A 16204-nucleotide genomic window follows, 5' to 3' on the forward strand; every position below is an offset into this window, starting at 1 on the left:
TACAACTGTACCGAAGGTGGAGCAAGGATAGAAGGAACTATAGAAAAACCTTTTCTTTGGGCTTGTGAGAATTTACTTGATAAAGATTTAAATAAACCTTTTGTGAAATTAGAACCTTTAAGTTTAAATAAACAAAATGAGTTTTTACTTAAAGCTTATTATAAAGTTTGTAAAAGTATTGAACATTGTAGAGATTTTAACGATAATTTTATTAAAGTTTATAATAAAACAAAAAACTCTTTTATAAATTTACAAAATTCTCAAAAAAACGAAATTTTGATTAAAGAAATCATTAAAGATATAGATAAAATCAAAACCAAAATAGACAAACTTTACAATAATCAAAAAGATCTGATACAAATTTTAGGTCCTTTGCTAACCCAATTTGAACTTAATCTTGCTAGAATTTATGTTTTAAATCCTAAAACTAAAGAAGATGTTTTTAATAAAAATATTCTTTGGATAAAAGAACATTTAGAATTTATGGAATTAGTTTATGGACATATTAAAGCACAAGAAAATGCTTTGATTAAAAATATACTTCCTTTAGAAGAAAAAATTAAAGAAAGAAAATTAGATAAATGGATGGAAAGGGTGAGAAGGTGAGAGAAGAAAATAATTTTAACAAAAATTTAAAAGCTTTGAGCGGTTTTGAGTATAACAACTTACGCAAAAAGCTTAAGGATCTAAAAGAGCTTAGAGAATTTACTTTCACTCAAGGAAAAGATAATCTTGATATCAATATCATAAAAAAAAGAAATTTAAAAAAAATGTATCAAGATCCCATCAAAGAACTTGAAAAAAATTTAGAATATTTTAAAGATTTTGCACGCTATCCTGTGCTTTTTTTTTATGGTTTTGGAAATGGAATTTTATATAAAATTCTACTTCAAAATCAAGCACTTAAAAGAATAATCATCTTTGAAAAAGAATTAGAACTTATCTTTTTAGCTTTAAATTTCATAGATTTTAGCAAAGATTTAAGCTTAGGGCGACTCATTATTTTACATCATGACGATATTAATCTTCCTAAAATGGATAAAGTTTTTCGTTTGATAGGGGATTTGTTTTATCGTTCTTATAACCTACACATTGCTAATGATTTTTATGAACACTATAAAGAAGATATTTTAAAACTTAATAAACTCAACATGCAAATCATCAAAAATCACAATCTTATGCATGGTAATGATCCTAAAGATGCCATGCAAGGTATAGAACAATTTGTTTATAATCTTTCTCAAATGATCACTCATCCTAGTTATAAAGAATTGCTTTCTAAAAGAAAGGGTATAAGTGATACAGCTATCATTGTTTCTACAGGACCATCTCTTACTAAACAACTTCCTTTATTAAAAAAGTATGCTAGTAAAGCTACAATTTTTTGTGCAGATTCTTCTTATCCTATTTTAGCTAAACATGGTATAAAGCCTGATTATGTTTGTATGTTGGAACGCGATGAAATAGTAGCTGAATGTTTTAATAATGATTTTAAAGATTTTGATAAAGACATCATTTTTCTAGTAGCTTCTTTGGTGCATAAAAAAACCATTTCTTATCTTGAAAAAAATAAAAGAAAATATATGTTAATCATAAAAGGCCAGCCTTTTGCTAGATACTTGGAGCTAGACGATTATGGATATATTAACGCGGGTATGAGTGTATCTCATATGGCTTATGAACTGGCTGAAAATTTAGGACATAAAAACATCATTCTCATAGGTCAGGATTTAGCTTATGCCAAAGATGGGCAAACACACTCTCAAGGTTTTATCCATGCTAATTTACACAATGGAGACTATGAAAGGGACTTAGATAGATTTAGCACTACAGCTTATGGAGGAAATGGAAAAGTTCAAAGTTCTGAAATTTGGACACTTTTTAGACAAATTTTTGAAAATTTCATTGCTTTTAGCAAAAGTAAAACTTATAATTGCACTGAAGGAGGTGCTAGGATAGAAAGCGCTATAGAAAAACCTTTTAAAGAACTTTGCGAAAATTTACTAGAAAATAAAAAAGATAAAAAATTTAAAAAATTACAAGTTTTAAATACTAAAGAGCAAGTAGAACTTGGATTAAAAATCTATCAAAAAATCAAAAAAAATATGAATTTATCTTTAAATTTTAAAAAAGAATGCAAAAAAGTTCAAAAACAAATTCACAATCTTACCCATGGAAAGAACAAACTCTCTCTTGAACAAATAAATCAAAATATAGATAAGATCAAAGAAAAACTTTCAAATAAAAAATATCTCTTTTTACAAGAAATTTTAGGCCCTACTTTACATCATGAACAAAGTATATTAACACCTTTATATCTTAAAGATATCAAAGATGATTCCGATAAACAAAATAAACTTTTTGCTTGGGTTTATGCGCATGAATCTTTGATGGAAAATATCGTAGAGCTTTTAGAAACTCAAGATAAAAGACTTAAAATCGCTATTTTACCTTTGCAAGACTTTTTAGAAAAGAAAAAAGCACTTTAAAAATCTTAGATGCATAAAAGCATCTAAGAAATCATTGAAGAAGTTTTAAAACATTTTGCTGCACTGCATTAGCCTGACTCATAGCATAAGAACCTGATTGCGCAAGGATGTTATATTTAGAAAAATTTGCACTCTCAGCTGCAAAGTCTACATCTCTGATTTGAGATTCTGCTGATTTAACATTTACTTGAGTTACGGTAATGTTGTTTATAGTCACTTGAAGTTGATTTTGCACTGAACCAATGTCGGCTCTGATTTGATCAAGATTTGTTGTAGCTGTTTCAGCTATATCCATCACAGCCATAGCGCCTTTAAGTGTGGTAACACCTGCTGTTTCATCTTTTACACCAAGAGTATTTCCAACTGAAGTTTTCATTGTTGCAAACTGAGATAATCCACTTTGACTAGAAAAACCTGATCCAGCTGAAATATTATAAACTGCGGACATTTGAGAAATTGCTGATACAACAACCACATTTGCAAAACCTGTGGAATAATTTTTACCGCTACCTACAGAAAAACCCGAACCTGAAGAAAATCCACTTCCAGCACTACTCATATAAGAACTAACCGAAGAAAAATTACCACCTAAAATATTTCCTTTATCAACTGAGTTAAATCCCATGGCATCGGCAACATTAGCATCAATTTGACCTTTTGATTCTCTTAGAGAAACAGAAGCTTGCGAAATGAAACTATTTACACCAAATCCAGTAGCAGTTAATCCTGTTCCACTAATTAAAATATCTTTACCATCATTTTTTACTAAAGATAAGCGACCGTAATTTTCTTTCATATTTGGATTAATAAAAGCACCTCTGCCTATATCACCTTCAATTTTAATCCCTCTACCTTCTCTTGAAGTGAGCAAAAGTTTACCATTTTCATCTATAGAAGCTTCTACTCCTGTAGTGTCTTTTACAGAGTTGATCGCAGCAACCAAAGCACCATTGCTATCGCCATCTTTATATTCTACTTTACCGATTTTTACCCCGTTGATAGTAAAATCATCTGAAGTTGTACCTTCTCTAACTGCACCCATACCTCTAGTTTCTACTGTAAAAGTAGCCCTAACACCTGTTTTATCAGCATTTTTATTTATTTCATCAGCTAAAGCCCCAAGTCCTGTTCCAACTGAAGTTGAAATCACAACTTTTTGGAATTTAAAATCATCTATACCGTTATAGTTTTTCAAAGTAAATTGCACTTCACCGCTTTCAGAAATTCTTCCTCCTGTTTCAAAGCGTGTTAAACCGATTTTAGAAGATTGGGTTGCTCCTATAGTAGTCTTTACAGTTTGATTTGAACTTGCACCGATTTGAAATTCTTGATTGATAAAATTTCCACTTAAAAGTTGTTTACCATTAAATGAAGTGGTATTTGCGATATTATCAAGTTCTTCCATCAAGCGGTTGATATCTGCTTGAAGCATAGTTCTTGTTTTTAAGCTTTGCCCATCTTGAGCTGCTTGAGTTGCTTTAGTTTTAATAGTATCTAAGATCTTAAGTTGCTCATCCATAGCTTTATCTGCAGTTTGTAAGATACCTATGGCATCGTTACCATTTGATATAGCTTGACCTAAAGTAGCTGCTTGTGAACGCAAAGAATCTGCTATCGCCATCCCTGAAGCATCATCTGCTGCGGAGTTGATTCTAAGACCTGAACTAAGTCTACTTAAAGACTTATCCAGTTCTCTAGCATTAACAACTGAATTTGCATGTGCATTTAATGCACCGATGTTGGTGTTTATCCTAAAACCCATTTTAAATCCTTTCAAAATATTGCATCGAAAAGATTAAAGCAAGAAGTGTTCCAAGTTTTAGTTAATCAAAAAATTTAAAGCTTAAGAAATAAAAAGCCTAGTATTTAAACTAGGCTTGGATTTGTATGTATCACAGCATTCTTAAAAGAATATAGAGTAGTTTAAGTCTAACTATTGCAATAATCTTAAAACATTTTGTTGACTAGAATTTGCTTGAGCCATAGCATATGAACCACTTTGAGCTAGGATATTTGCCTTAGAATAGTTTGCACTCTCAGCTGCAAAGTCTACATCTCTGATTTGAGATTCTGCTGATTTAACATTTACTTGAGTTACAGTGATGTTATTTATAGTTGATGTGATTTGATTTTGCACTGAACCAATGTCGGCTCTGATTTGATCAAGATTTGTTATAGCTGTTTCAGCTATATCCATCACAGCCATAGCGCCTTTAAGTGTGGTAACACCTGCTGTTTCATCTTTTACACCAAGAGTATTTCCAACTGAAGTTTTCATTGTTGCAAACTGAGATAATCCACTTTGACTAGAAAAACCTGATCCAGCTGAAATATTATAAACTGCGGACATTTGAGAAATTGCTGATACAACAACCACATTTGCAAAACCTGTGGAATAATTTTTACCGCTACCTACAGAAAAACCCGAACCTGAAGAAAATCCACTTCCAGCACTACTCATATAAGAACTAACCGAAGAAAAATTACCACCTAAAATATTTCCTTTATCAACTGAGTTAAATCCCATGGCATCGGCAACATTAGCATCAATTTGACCTTTTGATTCTCTTAGAGAAACAGAAGCTTGCGAAATGAAACTATTTACACCAAATCCAGTAGCAGTTAATCCTGTTCCACTAATTAAAATATCTTTACCATCATTTTTTACTAAAGATAAGCGACCGTAATTTTCTTTCATATTTGGATTAATAAAAGCACCTCTGCCTATATCACCTTCAATTTTAATCCCTCTACCTTCTCTTGAAGTGAGCAAAAGTTTACCATTTTCATCTATAGAAGCTTCTACTCCTGTAGTGTCTTTTACAGAGTTGATCGCAGCAACCAAAGCACCATTGCTATCGCCATCTTTATATTCTACTTTACCGATTTTTACCCCGTTGATAGTAAAATCATCTGAAGTTGTACCTTCTCTAACTGCACCCATACCTCTAGTTTCTACTGTAAAAGTAGCCCTAACACCTGTTTTATCAGCATTTTTATTTATTTCATCAGCTAAAGCCCCAAGTCCTGTTCCAACTGAAGTTGAAATCACAACTTTTTGGAATTTAAAATCATCTATACCGTTATAGTTTTTCAAAGTAAATTGCACTTCACCGCTTTCAGAAATTCTTCCTCCTGTTTCAAAGCGTGTTAAACCGATTTTAGAAGATTGGGTTGCTCCTATAGTAGTCTTTACAGTTTGATTTGAACTTGCACCGATTTGAAATTCTTGATTGATAAAATTTCCACTTAAAAGTTGTTTACCATTAAATGAAGTGGTATTTGCGATATTATCAAGTTCTTCCATCAAGCGGTTGATATCTGCTTGAAGCATAGTTCTTGTTTTTAAGCTTTGCCCATCTTGAGCTGCTTGAGTTGCTTTAGTTTTAATAGTATCTAAGATCTTAAGTTGCTCATCCATAGCTTTATCTGCAGTTTGTAAGATACCTAAAGCATCGTTACCATTTGATATAGCTTGACCCAAAGTAGAAGCTTGTGAACGCAAAGAATCTGCTATCGCCATCCCTGAAGCATCATCTGCTGCGGAGTTGATTCTAAGACCTGAACTAAGTCTTGCAAGTGATTGATCTAATGCTTTGCTGTTTAGATCAGAGTTTGCTTTTGCATTTAATGCTGCAACGTTTGTGTTAATACGAAATCCCATTTTAAATCCTTTTAAAAAAATTCAAGCTCATCCATGAACTTGTTAAATCCTATATCGTGCAATCAAAAAAATATTTTATACTTTAGCAATAAAATTTCATACTTTTGACAAAGACTTGTATTTTTGCTCTAATTTTTCTATAAAATAAAGCAACCATTCATGGTAAGCCTTGATGTAAGATGTGATAAAATGTATTTTATCTTTGATATGAAGTTTTAATACATCAGCAATCATTTTTCCACGATAAGCAAAAGCCCCTCTTAAAACTTCATCCTGTATAAACTCATCTTCATCTAAAGAGTGATTAAAATTTTCTATATTTTGATAAACTTTTTCTAAAAATTCCAAAGGTAAAATAAAATCTTTGCTGAGTATATTTTCTAAAATTTGTTTTAAAGCTAAAGCATCGTCTAAAAATCTTTTAGCACTATCTTGATCTTTTTGTATTTTTTCTTTGAATTTAGCTAGTAGTTTATCACTTCTATTTTTAGTTAAACTTTTTGGAATATCAAATTTGGGTTTTTCTTTTGTAAGGAGTTTTTCACAACATTCTTTAAAGGAAAGTTCTTCAGTGAAATTAATCCTTGCTCCACCTTCGGTGGCATTGTAAAATTTAGCCTTTTGATTATTACAAGCAAAAAGATATTCAAGTTTTGTGCGATAATCATTCCAAGCAATATGGGTTAAAACTTCTCCTTTACCTGCATAAGCTGGGATTTTAAATTTATCTATATTAGCCCCTCCTTCATATTTTTCCCCGTAACTAAAACCTTTTGAATGCGAATTTCCTTTTTCATCAAAAGCTAAATCTTGTCCTATCATAATAATATTTTTAAATCCTAAAGCCAAAGCTAAGGTATAAGAAAAATGACTTACATGAGTGCCTGTATCTATATAGCCAAAATCATTAAGATTGAAGCGTTGGTAAAGGGCTTTATTTCTTAAAACAATCATACAGTTTTCAGCCTTTAAATTATACACGACATTAGGATGCGTAGCACACTCAAGAGCGATAATGCTTTGTTTTAAATTTTCTTTATTTTGAAAAAATTTTATTGGCCAATCACTATAGTCTAAATTGGTAACATAATCAGGCGCTATGCCTTCTTTCTCAAGCATACTTAAAGCTCCATCAGCACAAAATATCACTGCTTTATCTTGATAAACTTTAAGCAAAGAAAGTTGTTTAGCTAAACTAGGTCCTGCAGAAACTACTATAGCATTTTCAAATTTGTTTTTTCTTTCACTTAAGATTCTTTGAAAAGGAATACTTTCAAGCATAGAAGGGATGTTTTGTAAAAACTGCTCATAAGTCAATAAAGGCAAAAAACAAGAAATATCAGCATTTCTTACTGCTACTCCTATGGTTTTTAAACACATTTCATTTAAAAACAAAATTTGTTTTTCATAAAAACGAAGATAATAAGAAGCATTGAAAAACATTTCATATAAACTTAGATACTCAAACATATCCTTCATATCAAAAAGTATAAGCAGTTGAATATCCACTCTTTCTTCTTCGATATCCACAAGATAAATTTTTCCACTACAAAGCTCTTCACTCAAATCCAGTGTACTTAAAGCTAGGATAAAAAGTTCTATTTCACTTTCAAATACAAAAAGATGTTTATAGTGTTTAGCTAAATTTTTAATCAGTAAAGCATTGCCTATGCCATAAATACATATAAAAGGATATCTAGGAGTTTTTTCTAAAATACTTTGATAGAAAAAATTTATTTCTTCTTCTAAGTTTTCATACATAAAAACATTATGAGTTTTATCATAGATATTTAAATTTTCATCTATATTAAAACGAGAGCAAGTTTTATTTTGTATGAAATTTAAAAGTTTATTTCCTAAGGGTTCATTTACCCCACTTAATAAAGCTTGTATGTTTTTTTCTAGCAAATTCATGGAAGTTCCTTAGGAAAATTTATAATAATATTTATTTTTTGCTCTAATTTTTCTATAAAATAAAGCAACCATTCATGGTAAGCCTTGATGTAAGATGTGATAAAATGTATTTTATCTTTGATATGAAGTTTTAATACATCAGCAATCATTTTTCCACGATAAGCAAAAGCCCCTCTTAAAACTTCATCCTGTATAAACTCATCTTCATCTAAAGAGTGATTAAAATTTTCTATATTTTGATAAACTTTTTCTAAAAATTCCAAAGGTAAAATAAAATCTTTGCTGAGTATATTTTCTAAAATTTGTTTTAAAGCTAAAGCATCGTCTAAAAATCTTTTAGCACTATCTTGATCTTTTTGTATTTTTTCTTTGAATTTAGCTAGTAGTTTATCACTTCTATTTTTAGTTAAACTTTTTGGAATATCAAATTTGGGTTTTTCTTTTGTAAGGAGTTTTTCACAACATTCTTTAAAGGAAAGTTCTTCAGTGAAATTAATCCTTGCTCCACCTTCGGTGGCATTGTAAAATTTAGCCTTTTGATTATTACAAGCAAAAAGATATTCAAGTTTTGTGCGATAATCATTCCAAGCAATATGGGTTAAAACTTCTCCTTTACCTGCATAAGCTGGGATTTTAAATTTATCTATATTAGCCCCTCCTTCATATTTTTCCCCGTAACTAAAACCTTTTGAATGCGAATTTCCTTTTTCATCAAAAGCTAAATCTTGTCCTATCATAATAATATTTTTAAATCCTAAAGCCAAAGCTAAGGTATAAGAAAAATGACTTACATGAGTGCCTGTATCTATATAGCCAAAATCATTAAGATTGAAGCGTTGGTAAAGGGCTTTATTTCTTAAAACAATCATACAGTTTTCAGCCTTTAAATTATACACGACATTAGGATGCGTAGCACACTCAAGAGCGATAATGCTTTGTTTTAAATTTTCTTTATTTTGAAAAAATTTTATTGGCCAATCACTATAGTCTAAATTGGTAACATAATCAGGCGCTATGCCTTCTTTCTCAAGCATACTTAAAGCTCCATCAGCACAAAATATCACTGCTTTATCTTGATAAACTTTAAGCAAAGAAAGTTGTTTAGCTAAACTAGGTCCTGCAGAAACTACTATAGCATTTTCAAATTTGTTTTTTCTTTCACTTAAGATTCTTTGAAAAGGAATACTTTCAAGCATAGAAGGGATGTTTTGTAAAAACTGCTCATAAGTCAATAAAGGCAAAAAACAAGAAATATCAGCATTTCTTACTGCTACTCCTATGGTTTTTAAACACATTTCATTTAAAAACAAAATTTGTTTTTCATAAAAACGAAGATAATAAGAAGCATTGAAAAACATTTCATATAAACTTAGATACTCAAACATATCCTTCATATCAAAAAGTATAAGCAGTTGAATATCCACTCTTTCTTCTTCGATATCCACAAGATAAATTTTTCCACTACAAAGCTCTTCACTCAAATCCAGTGTACTTAAAGCTAGGATAAAAAGTTCTATTTCACTTTCAAATACAAAAAGATGTTTATAGTGTTTAGCTAAATTTTTAATCAGTAAAGCATTGCCTATGCCATAAATACATATAAAAGGATATCTAGGAGTTTTTTCTAAAATACTTTGATAGAAAAAATTTATTTCTTCTTCTAAGTTTTCATACATAAAAACATTATGAGTTTTATCATAGATATTTAAATTTTCATCTATATTAAAACGAGAGCAAGTTTTATTTTGTATGAAATTTAAAAGTTTATTTCCTAAGGGTTCATTTACCCCACTTAATAAAGCTTGTATGTTTTTTTCTAGTATGGTCATGAAAGTTTTCCTTAAATTTTATCTATCTTTAACAATATTTTGTCATCTTTTTCGCTAAATTGATACAACAAATCCTCACAAGGATAAGAGATACATTTTTCTTTATAATCTTTTTTTAGATTTTGTTTTATTTTTTCTAACATTAAAGGAAGTTCTTTTTTAATCAAAAGTTTTACTGGAATTCCCATGCCATGATTTAAGTTTTTAATAAATTTTCCATCAACTTGAGATTCTTTAGTAACAGAACACAAAGTTGCATCAAAGCCAAGTTTCTCAAGCTCTTCATAAAGCATAGTTTTTTCTTTTAAAGAAACATACTCATCATATAACGAATGATAACTTATAAAGCAAGTTTTTAAATATTTTGATTGTTCTAAAAGATGATCTTCCTCTAAAAGATTTCGAATTTTTCTTCTTGCGGGAGAAAAAAAACAAGGCGATGAAGAATTACTTGTCCAAAAAGTTTTTGTCGAACAATGTGTTTTAATATGATGAAAAAAATCAAAAGTAGCAAATTCGCTATACTGCATAAAATCTATTTCCTTTCCAAAACCTACAACTCTCCATAAAAACTTAGCGTATGCAGAATTATCCAACACTCCATCTATTAACCAAGGTGCAATCTTAGCCGCCAAATGTGCTAAATATCCCCCGTGAGAACCCCCTATCATGATAACTGGTATACCCCCCCCCATAGTATCAAAAGGAGTATTTTTCTTAAGATAAAGTGCAACATTTAAAAGATCTTGAGCTTGCATAATCCCAAAATTTTGATATTCGTTTTTTGCAGGTTGTAAACTCACATGTAAATTTAAAAAATAATTTGGTGTAAAATTACCTTTTTGCTTGCCTTCAACTATTTGATTATTTACAAAATGAAAAATCTCACTCATTTGTTTATAATCTTGAATTTTATCAACATCATAAGGAAGCTTGATATCCGCAGCTTCACAACTTACTTTTAAAATAAGCTTGTCTATATCATCTAAATAAAAAGTTGATCCAGTTTGAGGACGATTACCAATACAATGATAATTTACTCCAACTACAGCAGTATTAAATTGCCTTACCATATAATCACCAACATATTGGATCGATGATATATCATCGCCCATACCTTGCACCACAAACACCAAGGCTTCAGGTGTTTTTTCATCATCATACCAAAGCTTAAATTCAAGCTTTGATTCTCTTTTTATATCAAGTTCTACATCATCACAAGAGTCAATCTCATAAGTTTTACTCACTATCATTACATTCCCCCTATTAAAAGATAAGTTTTACTCGCTAGGTTTTTAAAATTTTCATTCTTGCTTAAAATCACACAAGCTTTATTGCTAGAAGAGCTTGTAAAGTCTATATTTTCTAAATCTTCATGGCTTTGATTGACTGCGTTGATGATAGCATTTTTACTTGCTTCATTGCTTGAAATTCCCATGAGTATAAAATCAGCTTTATTTACAAAAACAAGTTTTAAGCATTCTTTATCATCGCCTACGCGAAAATTTACTTCTTTTGCGCCATTAAAATTGCCAAGATCGACATTTTCAATCCCGCTTACATTACTCATCGTTTTTATAGATCTTAAATGATCATTTTTTAAAGTATAAATGCTTATATCATTGATCAAAGTTTTAAGGTTATTTAAAGACTTACTAACTTCAGCTTCATCCTTACTTGAACTCATTTTTGGTAAAGCAATAGCCGCTAAAATTCCTAAAATAACAATCACAAAAACAAGTTCTAATATGGTAAAAGCTTTTTTCATCTATATCCTTGAAAAATTTTTATTTTTAGGGCTTAAAATATCTTCTTCTATGCTTACAAATTCCTTTTTTTCATAAGCATCAACCGCAGCTCTTGCTATCATCAAAGCATTATCAGAGCAGAATTTTAAAGGAGCTAGTTTTAAATTTGCATTATATTTTTGACATAAATTTTGCAAACGCGAACGCAAGTTAAGATTTGCACTAGCTCCACCTACAACGCCAAAATTTTTAAATTTATAAAGATTAAAAATTTTTTCTAATTTATCCATGATATGATCACAAGCTGTATTTTCAAAGGCATAAGCTATTTCTGCTTTTATATCATCGCTTAAATTTTCATGCTTTAAAATTTCCAAACGCACTGCATTTTTAAGCCCTGAAAAACTATAAGCGAGTTCTTTAGAATGCTTTAAAGGTATATTAAAAGAGATATTTTTAAGTTTGGCGTTTTTTGCTAAATTTTCTATGATGACCCCACCAGGATAACCTAAATTCATCATTTTAGCCACTTTATCAAAACTTTCTCCAAAGCTATCATCATTTGTACTTGCTACAAGCTCTAAACTTGCATCATCTTTAAGATAAAGCACCATAGTGTGCCCACCACTAACAAGCAAAATTCCCATATCTAAAGAAATTTTTTCCTCTAAAAAAAGACTATAAATATGACCTTTAAGATGATTTATAGGGATTAAGGGTAAATTTAGAGCACTTGCTAAGGTTTTTGCCATAGAAATTCCACTGAGCAAAGAAACGCTAAGCCCAGGTTCATTTGTCACAGCTATGGCACAAAGATTTTTAAAATATTTTTTACTTTGCTTAAGTATCTTTGGCAAAGCCTCGCTATGAAGTCTTGCAGCAAGTTCAGGCACCACTCCCCCATAGATGCTATGCTCTAATTCTTGGGAAATTTTTTTATGAAATTTACATTCTAATGTATTTTTATCAATGATAGCTATAGAACTATCATCACAAGAACTTTCTATAGCTAGGATAAGATTTTTCATTCAAATTCCACTAAAATAGAACCTAAGAATTTATCTTTTGATCTTGCCACTTTAAGAGTGTTTAAATCCAAATTTTTAGCATTTTTGATCAACTTGCTATTGGTATTTGCTTCTAAAAGTTGTTGCAAATTTGCCCCTCTTAACTCATAAAATTCCACTCTATAAATTTTACCTGCCATATCTAAAGAATATTGTGTTTGCATATTTTTTTTATGAACTAAAATACCACTTTCATCTTTTCCATGATCAAAGCCTATGATATTTACGCGCACATTAGCTATCTTTGGGATAAGAAAATTCTCTTTTACTTTTACCTTGGTTCCAAAAGGAACGGTGGTTTCATTGCCATCAACTTGAAAGGTCACTTCATTAAAAGCATCGCTAAATTCTAAATACTCAGGATATAATCTTGTTTGAAAACGATTGCCATACTGGATATAAAAAGAATTTCCTTCTGCGATAACAGCCGTAAGTTCATTGCTTGTGTTATAATTTAACTCTTTATTTACCGGAAAAGGCACATAGTTGATAACCTTTCTTGGATTTTTTAAAGAAAGTAAAATTCTATCATTAAAAAGCTTCACTTCAAGCTCTCGGTTTATGGCTTTATCAACCCCTTTTGGAGTGAGTTCGAAATCTCTGCTAAATTCAATTCCTGCAGTTTTTAAATAATTTTCAATTGCCAAAAGATGATAATAAGCTCTTAAATTTACAGGCAGATTTTTACTCGCTTCATTTGCAAAAGCAGCTTTGTGATTTGAAATCACAAAATAAGTTAAAGCTTTAAGCATTTCCGTATCGCCAAGCTCTTGGGTTTTGGTGTTTTTAAGATGATAAGCATGCTTTGGATCAGCAAGTGAAGAATTGACACTATTTACGGTTTGAGTGGCGATATTTTCAAGATCAGGGTATTTGCTTGCATTGATTTCACTTGTGTCAATCACGCTTGAATTTCCCCAACGCTTAGGATTTTGCATCGCATCAATATAAGTAGGTTTATAAAAACCCCAACCATCGTGAAGATTGATCACCATACTAACTTCAGGAAGTAAAATAAGCTCTTTAATGCGTTGTACGGTTTTATAATCAGGATCCTTTGGGCTAATGCTTGCAAATTTACGGTTTAAATCCCCATTATTCCCACGCGAACGCTTGATAATGCTATCAAAAGCTAAATTTGGAGCCACTATAATCTTACCCTTGGTGATATTATAATCACTCAAAAGCAAACTTGCCGCATGAAATCCACCAGGCTCATCACCTTGAATTCCACCAAAAATTAAAACTGTATTATTATCATCTAGACTTTTTCCATTTTCTCCTACGCTAAAGTCTAGCTCTAAAGCAAAAATGCTTGTTATAAAAAATAAAATTGTTAAAAAAATTTTCATTTTAACTCCTTAAATACTCTCTTGTTTTAAAATCATACTCAAAAACCTCTTCTATACTTGAAATTTTAGGCACTCCAAAATGATCAAGGGCTTTAAAAATGCATTTAGTGATATCTAAAAATCCACTTTTATTTTCTAAAAAATTATAAACACCAACTTCATTAGCAGCATTGATGATAACACCTAAATTTGGCTCTTTTAAAAATGCATTTTTAAGCTTAAAAATAGGATATTTTTTTGTGCTGATTGGATGAAATTTTAAAGCAGGTATTTTGCTAAAATCAATAGCCTCTAAAATAGGCGTATCTTGTTTTTCAAATATAGCATCTGAAATAGCTAGTTTCATATCTGCTTTTGAAAAATACGCCGTGCTAGCTCCATTTTTAAATTCACACATTGCATGCACTAAAGATCTTGGTTCTATTAAAGCATCAATTTCTTTAAAATCATATAAATGATAAGCCTCTATAATCTCAAAAAGCTTATTTGCCATAGTCGCACTATCTATAGTGATCTTTGCTCCCATGTTCCAATTAGGATGTTTTAAAGCATCTTTGACACTGACTTGATTTAAATCTTTGATTTTATACTTATAAAAAGCTCCGCCGCTTGCTGTGATATAAAGTTTTGCTATATTTTTTTTACCTTCGAGTAAAAATTTTAAAGCTGCATGCTCACTATCAACGGGTAAAAATTTAGCCCCTTTCAAAAAACTCCCAGCTACTACAAGACTTTCTTTGTTAGCTAAAGCTATGCTTTTGCCAAGCTCTTTAGCCTTTAAAGTGCTTTTAAGTCCTGCAAAACCTACAATGGCATTGAGTAAAAGCTTATCTTGACATTCTGTTAAAATTTGCTCTAAACCTTCTTGCCCTATAAAAACCCTATCGTGTTTAACTAAATGCTTATTTTTTGAATCTTTTATGGCAACAAATTTGGGTTTAAACCTTGCGATTTGTTCATTTAAAAGAGCGATATTATCCCCACAAGCTAAAGCAGAAATACGAATGTTTTTTAAAGCAGCAAGTTTAAGAGCGTTTATTCCTATGCTGCCCGTGCTTCCAAAAAGTATCATAAAAAAGTAACCATCACAAAAGCAGCAATGATCACTGCATCGATTCTATCGAGCACGCCCCCATGACCAGGGATAAGATCTCCACTATCTTTTACACCTGCTTCTCTTTTAAAATAACTCTCAAACAAATCTCCAATCACTGCAAAAATCGCTACAAAAAACGAACAAAGTAAAGAAAGCCAAAAACTATAAACAAAAATTCCCAAAATAGTTCCAATAACACTCGCACAAATCAAGCCACCTATAACACCTTCTAAGGTTTTGTTTGGACTTGTTGGAGAAAAAGGAGTTTTACCCATAAGTTTTCCGATAAAATACGCCCCACTATCGCAAGCTGCAACGATAATGATAAGCCAAAAAAGCGCAAACATACCCTGATCTAAATACACTTGCCAAAGTGCTAAAATAGGCAAACTAGGATAAATATAAATAAGAGCTGGTTTTAAGGAAGCCTTTTTATAAACCAAATATCCAACGACTAATAACAAAGCTAAAATCCCAAAAAGCAAAGCTTTATGCGATAAACTTCCCAAAATAAAAGCTATAGCCAAAGGGATAATAGAAATATTTTCTAAAGCAAAAAGTTTTTTTGCTTCACTAAAAGATAAATACAATAAAACCGCAAAAACGATAAAATTGATAAAAAATTGATCAATCAACGCGATAATAATAATAGCCCCTATCATCACAAGAGCTGAAATAATTCTAGTTGTATTAAACATATTTTTCCTTATATACTAATATCTAGGCGATGAATGCTTTGTGCGTCTTTAAAATTTGGATCTTTAGACTCATCTTCTTCATTTTTCTCATTATCGCTGGTTTTAGCTTCTTGATTGTGTTTTTTCTTTTTTTCTTCTTGTTCGGCTTTTTCTTTGATCTCTTCTTTGATTTCATGAGTCTCATTGACTTTTTCAAGCTTGTTTAAAGTTTTTTCTTTTTCATTAAATTCAGCCATATTTAGCGTAGCTGCAAAACCTTCTTTTGCAAGCTCATTGCTTGCTTGTGTAGCTGGATAAGCCATATTCTGATTTATATAATTGATATTTCCTAAAGGGCTAACTGGCAT

At 30.8% G+C, this 16204-nt stretch carries 12 protein-coding genes and 1 pseudogene; 2 read left to right on the plus strand and 11 right to left on the minus strand.

The window, feature by feature from the left end:
• Together SR63_RS06385 and SR63_RS06390 are read left to right on the plus strand one after the other, a co-directional pair.
• Window positions 1-606: pseudogene (locus SR63_RS06385) on the plus strand (motility associated factor glycosyltransferase family protein); the annotation flags it as partial.
• Window positions 603-2489, plus strand: a complete 1887-nt coding sequence (locus SR63_RS06390; protein ID WP_075888386.1) for a motility associated factor glycosyltransferase family protein — start codon at window positions 603-605, stop codon at window positions 2487-2489. The pseudogene SR63_RS06385 and the gene SR63_RS06390, both read left to right, overlap by 4 nt.
• A gap of 31 nt (window positions 2490-2520) precedes the next feature.
• On the opposite strand, the gene SR63_RS06395 is transcribed toward SR63_RS06390, so the two are convergent.
• From SR63_RS06395 to SR63_RS06445, 11 genes are all read right to left on the minus strand, one after another.
• A complete protein-coding gene (locus SR63_RS06395) occupies window positions 2521-4251 on the minus strand; it encodes a flagellin A (protein WP_147498404.1) in 1731 nt (576 codons plus the stop codon).
• Window positions 4252-4422: 171 nt separating this feature from the next.
• Entirely contained in the window at window positions 4423-6153 is a 1731-nt protein-coding gene (locus SR63_RS06400; protein WP_075888387.1) for a flagellin A, read from the minus strand.
• A 96-nt stretch (window positions 6154-6249) separates the two neighbouring features.
• A complete protein-coding gene (locus tag SR63_RS06405) occupies window positions 6250-8067 on the minus strand; it encodes a motility associated factor glycosyltransferase family protein (RefSeq protein WP_111947112.1) in 1818 nt (605 codons plus the stop codon).
• A complete protein-coding gene (locus SR63_RS06410; protein ID WP_075888389.1) occupies window positions 8064-9896 on the minus strand; it encodes a motility associated factor glycosyltransferase family protein in 1833 nt (610 codons plus the stop codon). The genes SR63_RS06405 and SR63_RS06410 overlap by 4 nt, the downstream gene beginning before the upstream one ends.
• Window positions 9897-9907: 11 nt before the next feature.
• Window positions 9908-11149, minus strand: coding sequence for a DUF2920 family protein (locus tag SR63_RS06415; RefSeq protein WP_052785485.1), 1242 nt, complete (start codon window positions 11147-11149; stop codon window positions 9908-9910).
• Window positions 11149-11664 carry a type II secretion system protein gene (locus SR63_RS06420; protein ID WP_147498405.1) on the minus strand — a complete coding sequence of 172 codons (516 nt, stop codon included), beginning with the start codon at window positions 11662-11664 and terminating at the stop codon, window positions 11149-11151. Before SR63_RS06420 ends, SR63_RS06415 begins: the two co-directional genes overlap by 1 nt.
• A complete protein-coding gene (tsaD, locus tag SR63_RS06425) occupies window positions 11665-12672 on the minus strand; it encodes a tRNA (adenosine(37)-N6)-threonylcarbamoyltransferase complex transferase subunit TsaD (protein ID WP_052785486.1) in 1008 nt (335 codons plus the stop codon). It lies immediately after the preceding gene.
• Window positions 12669-14063: a M99 family carboxypeptidase catalytic domain-containing protein gene (locus SR63_RS06430; protein WP_052777897.1), complete on the minus strand. Its 1395-nt coding sequence runs from the start codon at window positions 14061-14063 to the stop codon at window positions 12669-12671. Before SR63_RS06430 ends, tsaD begins: the two co-directional genes overlap by 4 nt.
• Window position 14064: 1 nt before the next feature.
• The gene (dxr, locus tag SR63_RS06435; protein ID WP_052776152.1) at window positions 14065-15135 is read right to left on the minus strand and encodes a 1-deoxy-D-xylulose-5-phosphate reductoisomerase; all 1071 of its coding nucleotides are present in this window, start codon (window positions 15133-15135) and stop codon (window positions 14065-14067) included.
• Entirely contained in the window at window positions 15132-15857 is a 726-nt protein-coding gene (locus SR63_RS06440; RefSeq protein ID WP_002858027.1) for a phosphatidate cytidylyltransferase, read from the minus strand. Before SR63_RS06440 ends, dxr begins: the two co-directional genes overlap by 4 nt.
• 8 nt (window positions 15858-15865) lie before the next feature.
• Window positions 15866-16204 carry a hypothetical protein gene (locus tag SR63_RS06445; protein ID WP_022552380.1) on the minus strand — a complete coding sequence of 113 codons (339 nt, stop codon included), beginning with the start codon at window positions 16202-16204 and terminating at the stop codon, window positions 15866-15868.

The sequence above is a fragment of the Campylobacter sp. 2014D-0259 genome, assembly GCF_008000505.1.
Classification (GTDB): domain Bacteria; phylum Campylobacterota; class Campylobacteria; order Campylobacterales; family Campylobacteraceae; genus Campylobacter_D; species Campylobacter_D jejuni.

Excerpts from the sequence above, each read along its gene's own strand:
- SR63_RS06395 (WP_147498404.1), bottom strand. The coding sequence starts at position 4,251 with ATGGGTTTTAGGATAAACACCAACATCGGTGCATTAAATGCACATGCA.
- SR63_RS06400 (WP_075888387.1), bottom strand. The coding sequence starts at position 6,153 with ATGGGATTTCGTATTAACACAAACGTTGCAGCATTAAATGCAAAAGCA.
- SR63_RS06405 (WP_111947112.1), bottom strand. The coding sequence starts at position 8,067 with ATGAATTTGCTAGAAAAAAACATACAAGCTTTATTAAGTGGGGTAAAT.
- SR63_RS06410 (WP_075888389.1), bottom strand. The coding sequence starts at position 9,896 with ATGACCATACTAGAAAAAAACATACAAGCTTTATTAAGTGGGGTAAAT.
- SR63_RS06415 (WP_052785485.1), bottom strand. The coding sequence starts at position 11,149 with ATGATAGTGAGTAAAACTTATGAGATTGACTCTTGTGATGATGTAGAA.
- SR63_RS06420 (WP_147498405.1), bottom strand. The coding sequence starts at position 11,664 with ATGAAAAAAGCTTTTACCATATTAGAACTTGTTTTTGTGATTGTTATT.
- tsaD (WP_052785486.1), bottom strand. The coding sequence starts at position 12,672 with ATGAAAAATCTTATCCTAGCTATAGAAAGTTCTTGTGATGATAGTTCT.
- SR63_RS06430 (WP_052777897.1), bottom strand. The coding sequence starts at position 14,063 with ATGAAAATTTTTTTAACAATTTTATTTTTTATAACAAGCATTTTTGCT.
- dxr (WP_052776152.1), bottom strand. The coding sequence starts at position 15,135 with ATGATACTTTTTGGAAGCACGGGCAGCATAGGAATAAACGCTCTTAAA.
- SR63_RS06440 (WP_002858027.1), bottom strand. The coding sequence starts at position 15,857 with ATGTTTAATACAACTAGAATTATTTCAGCTCTTGTGATGATAGGGGCT.
- SR63_RS06445 (WP_022552380.1), bottom strand. The coding sequence starts at position 16,204 with ATGCCAGTTAGCCCTTTAGGAAATATCAATTATATAAATCAGAATATG.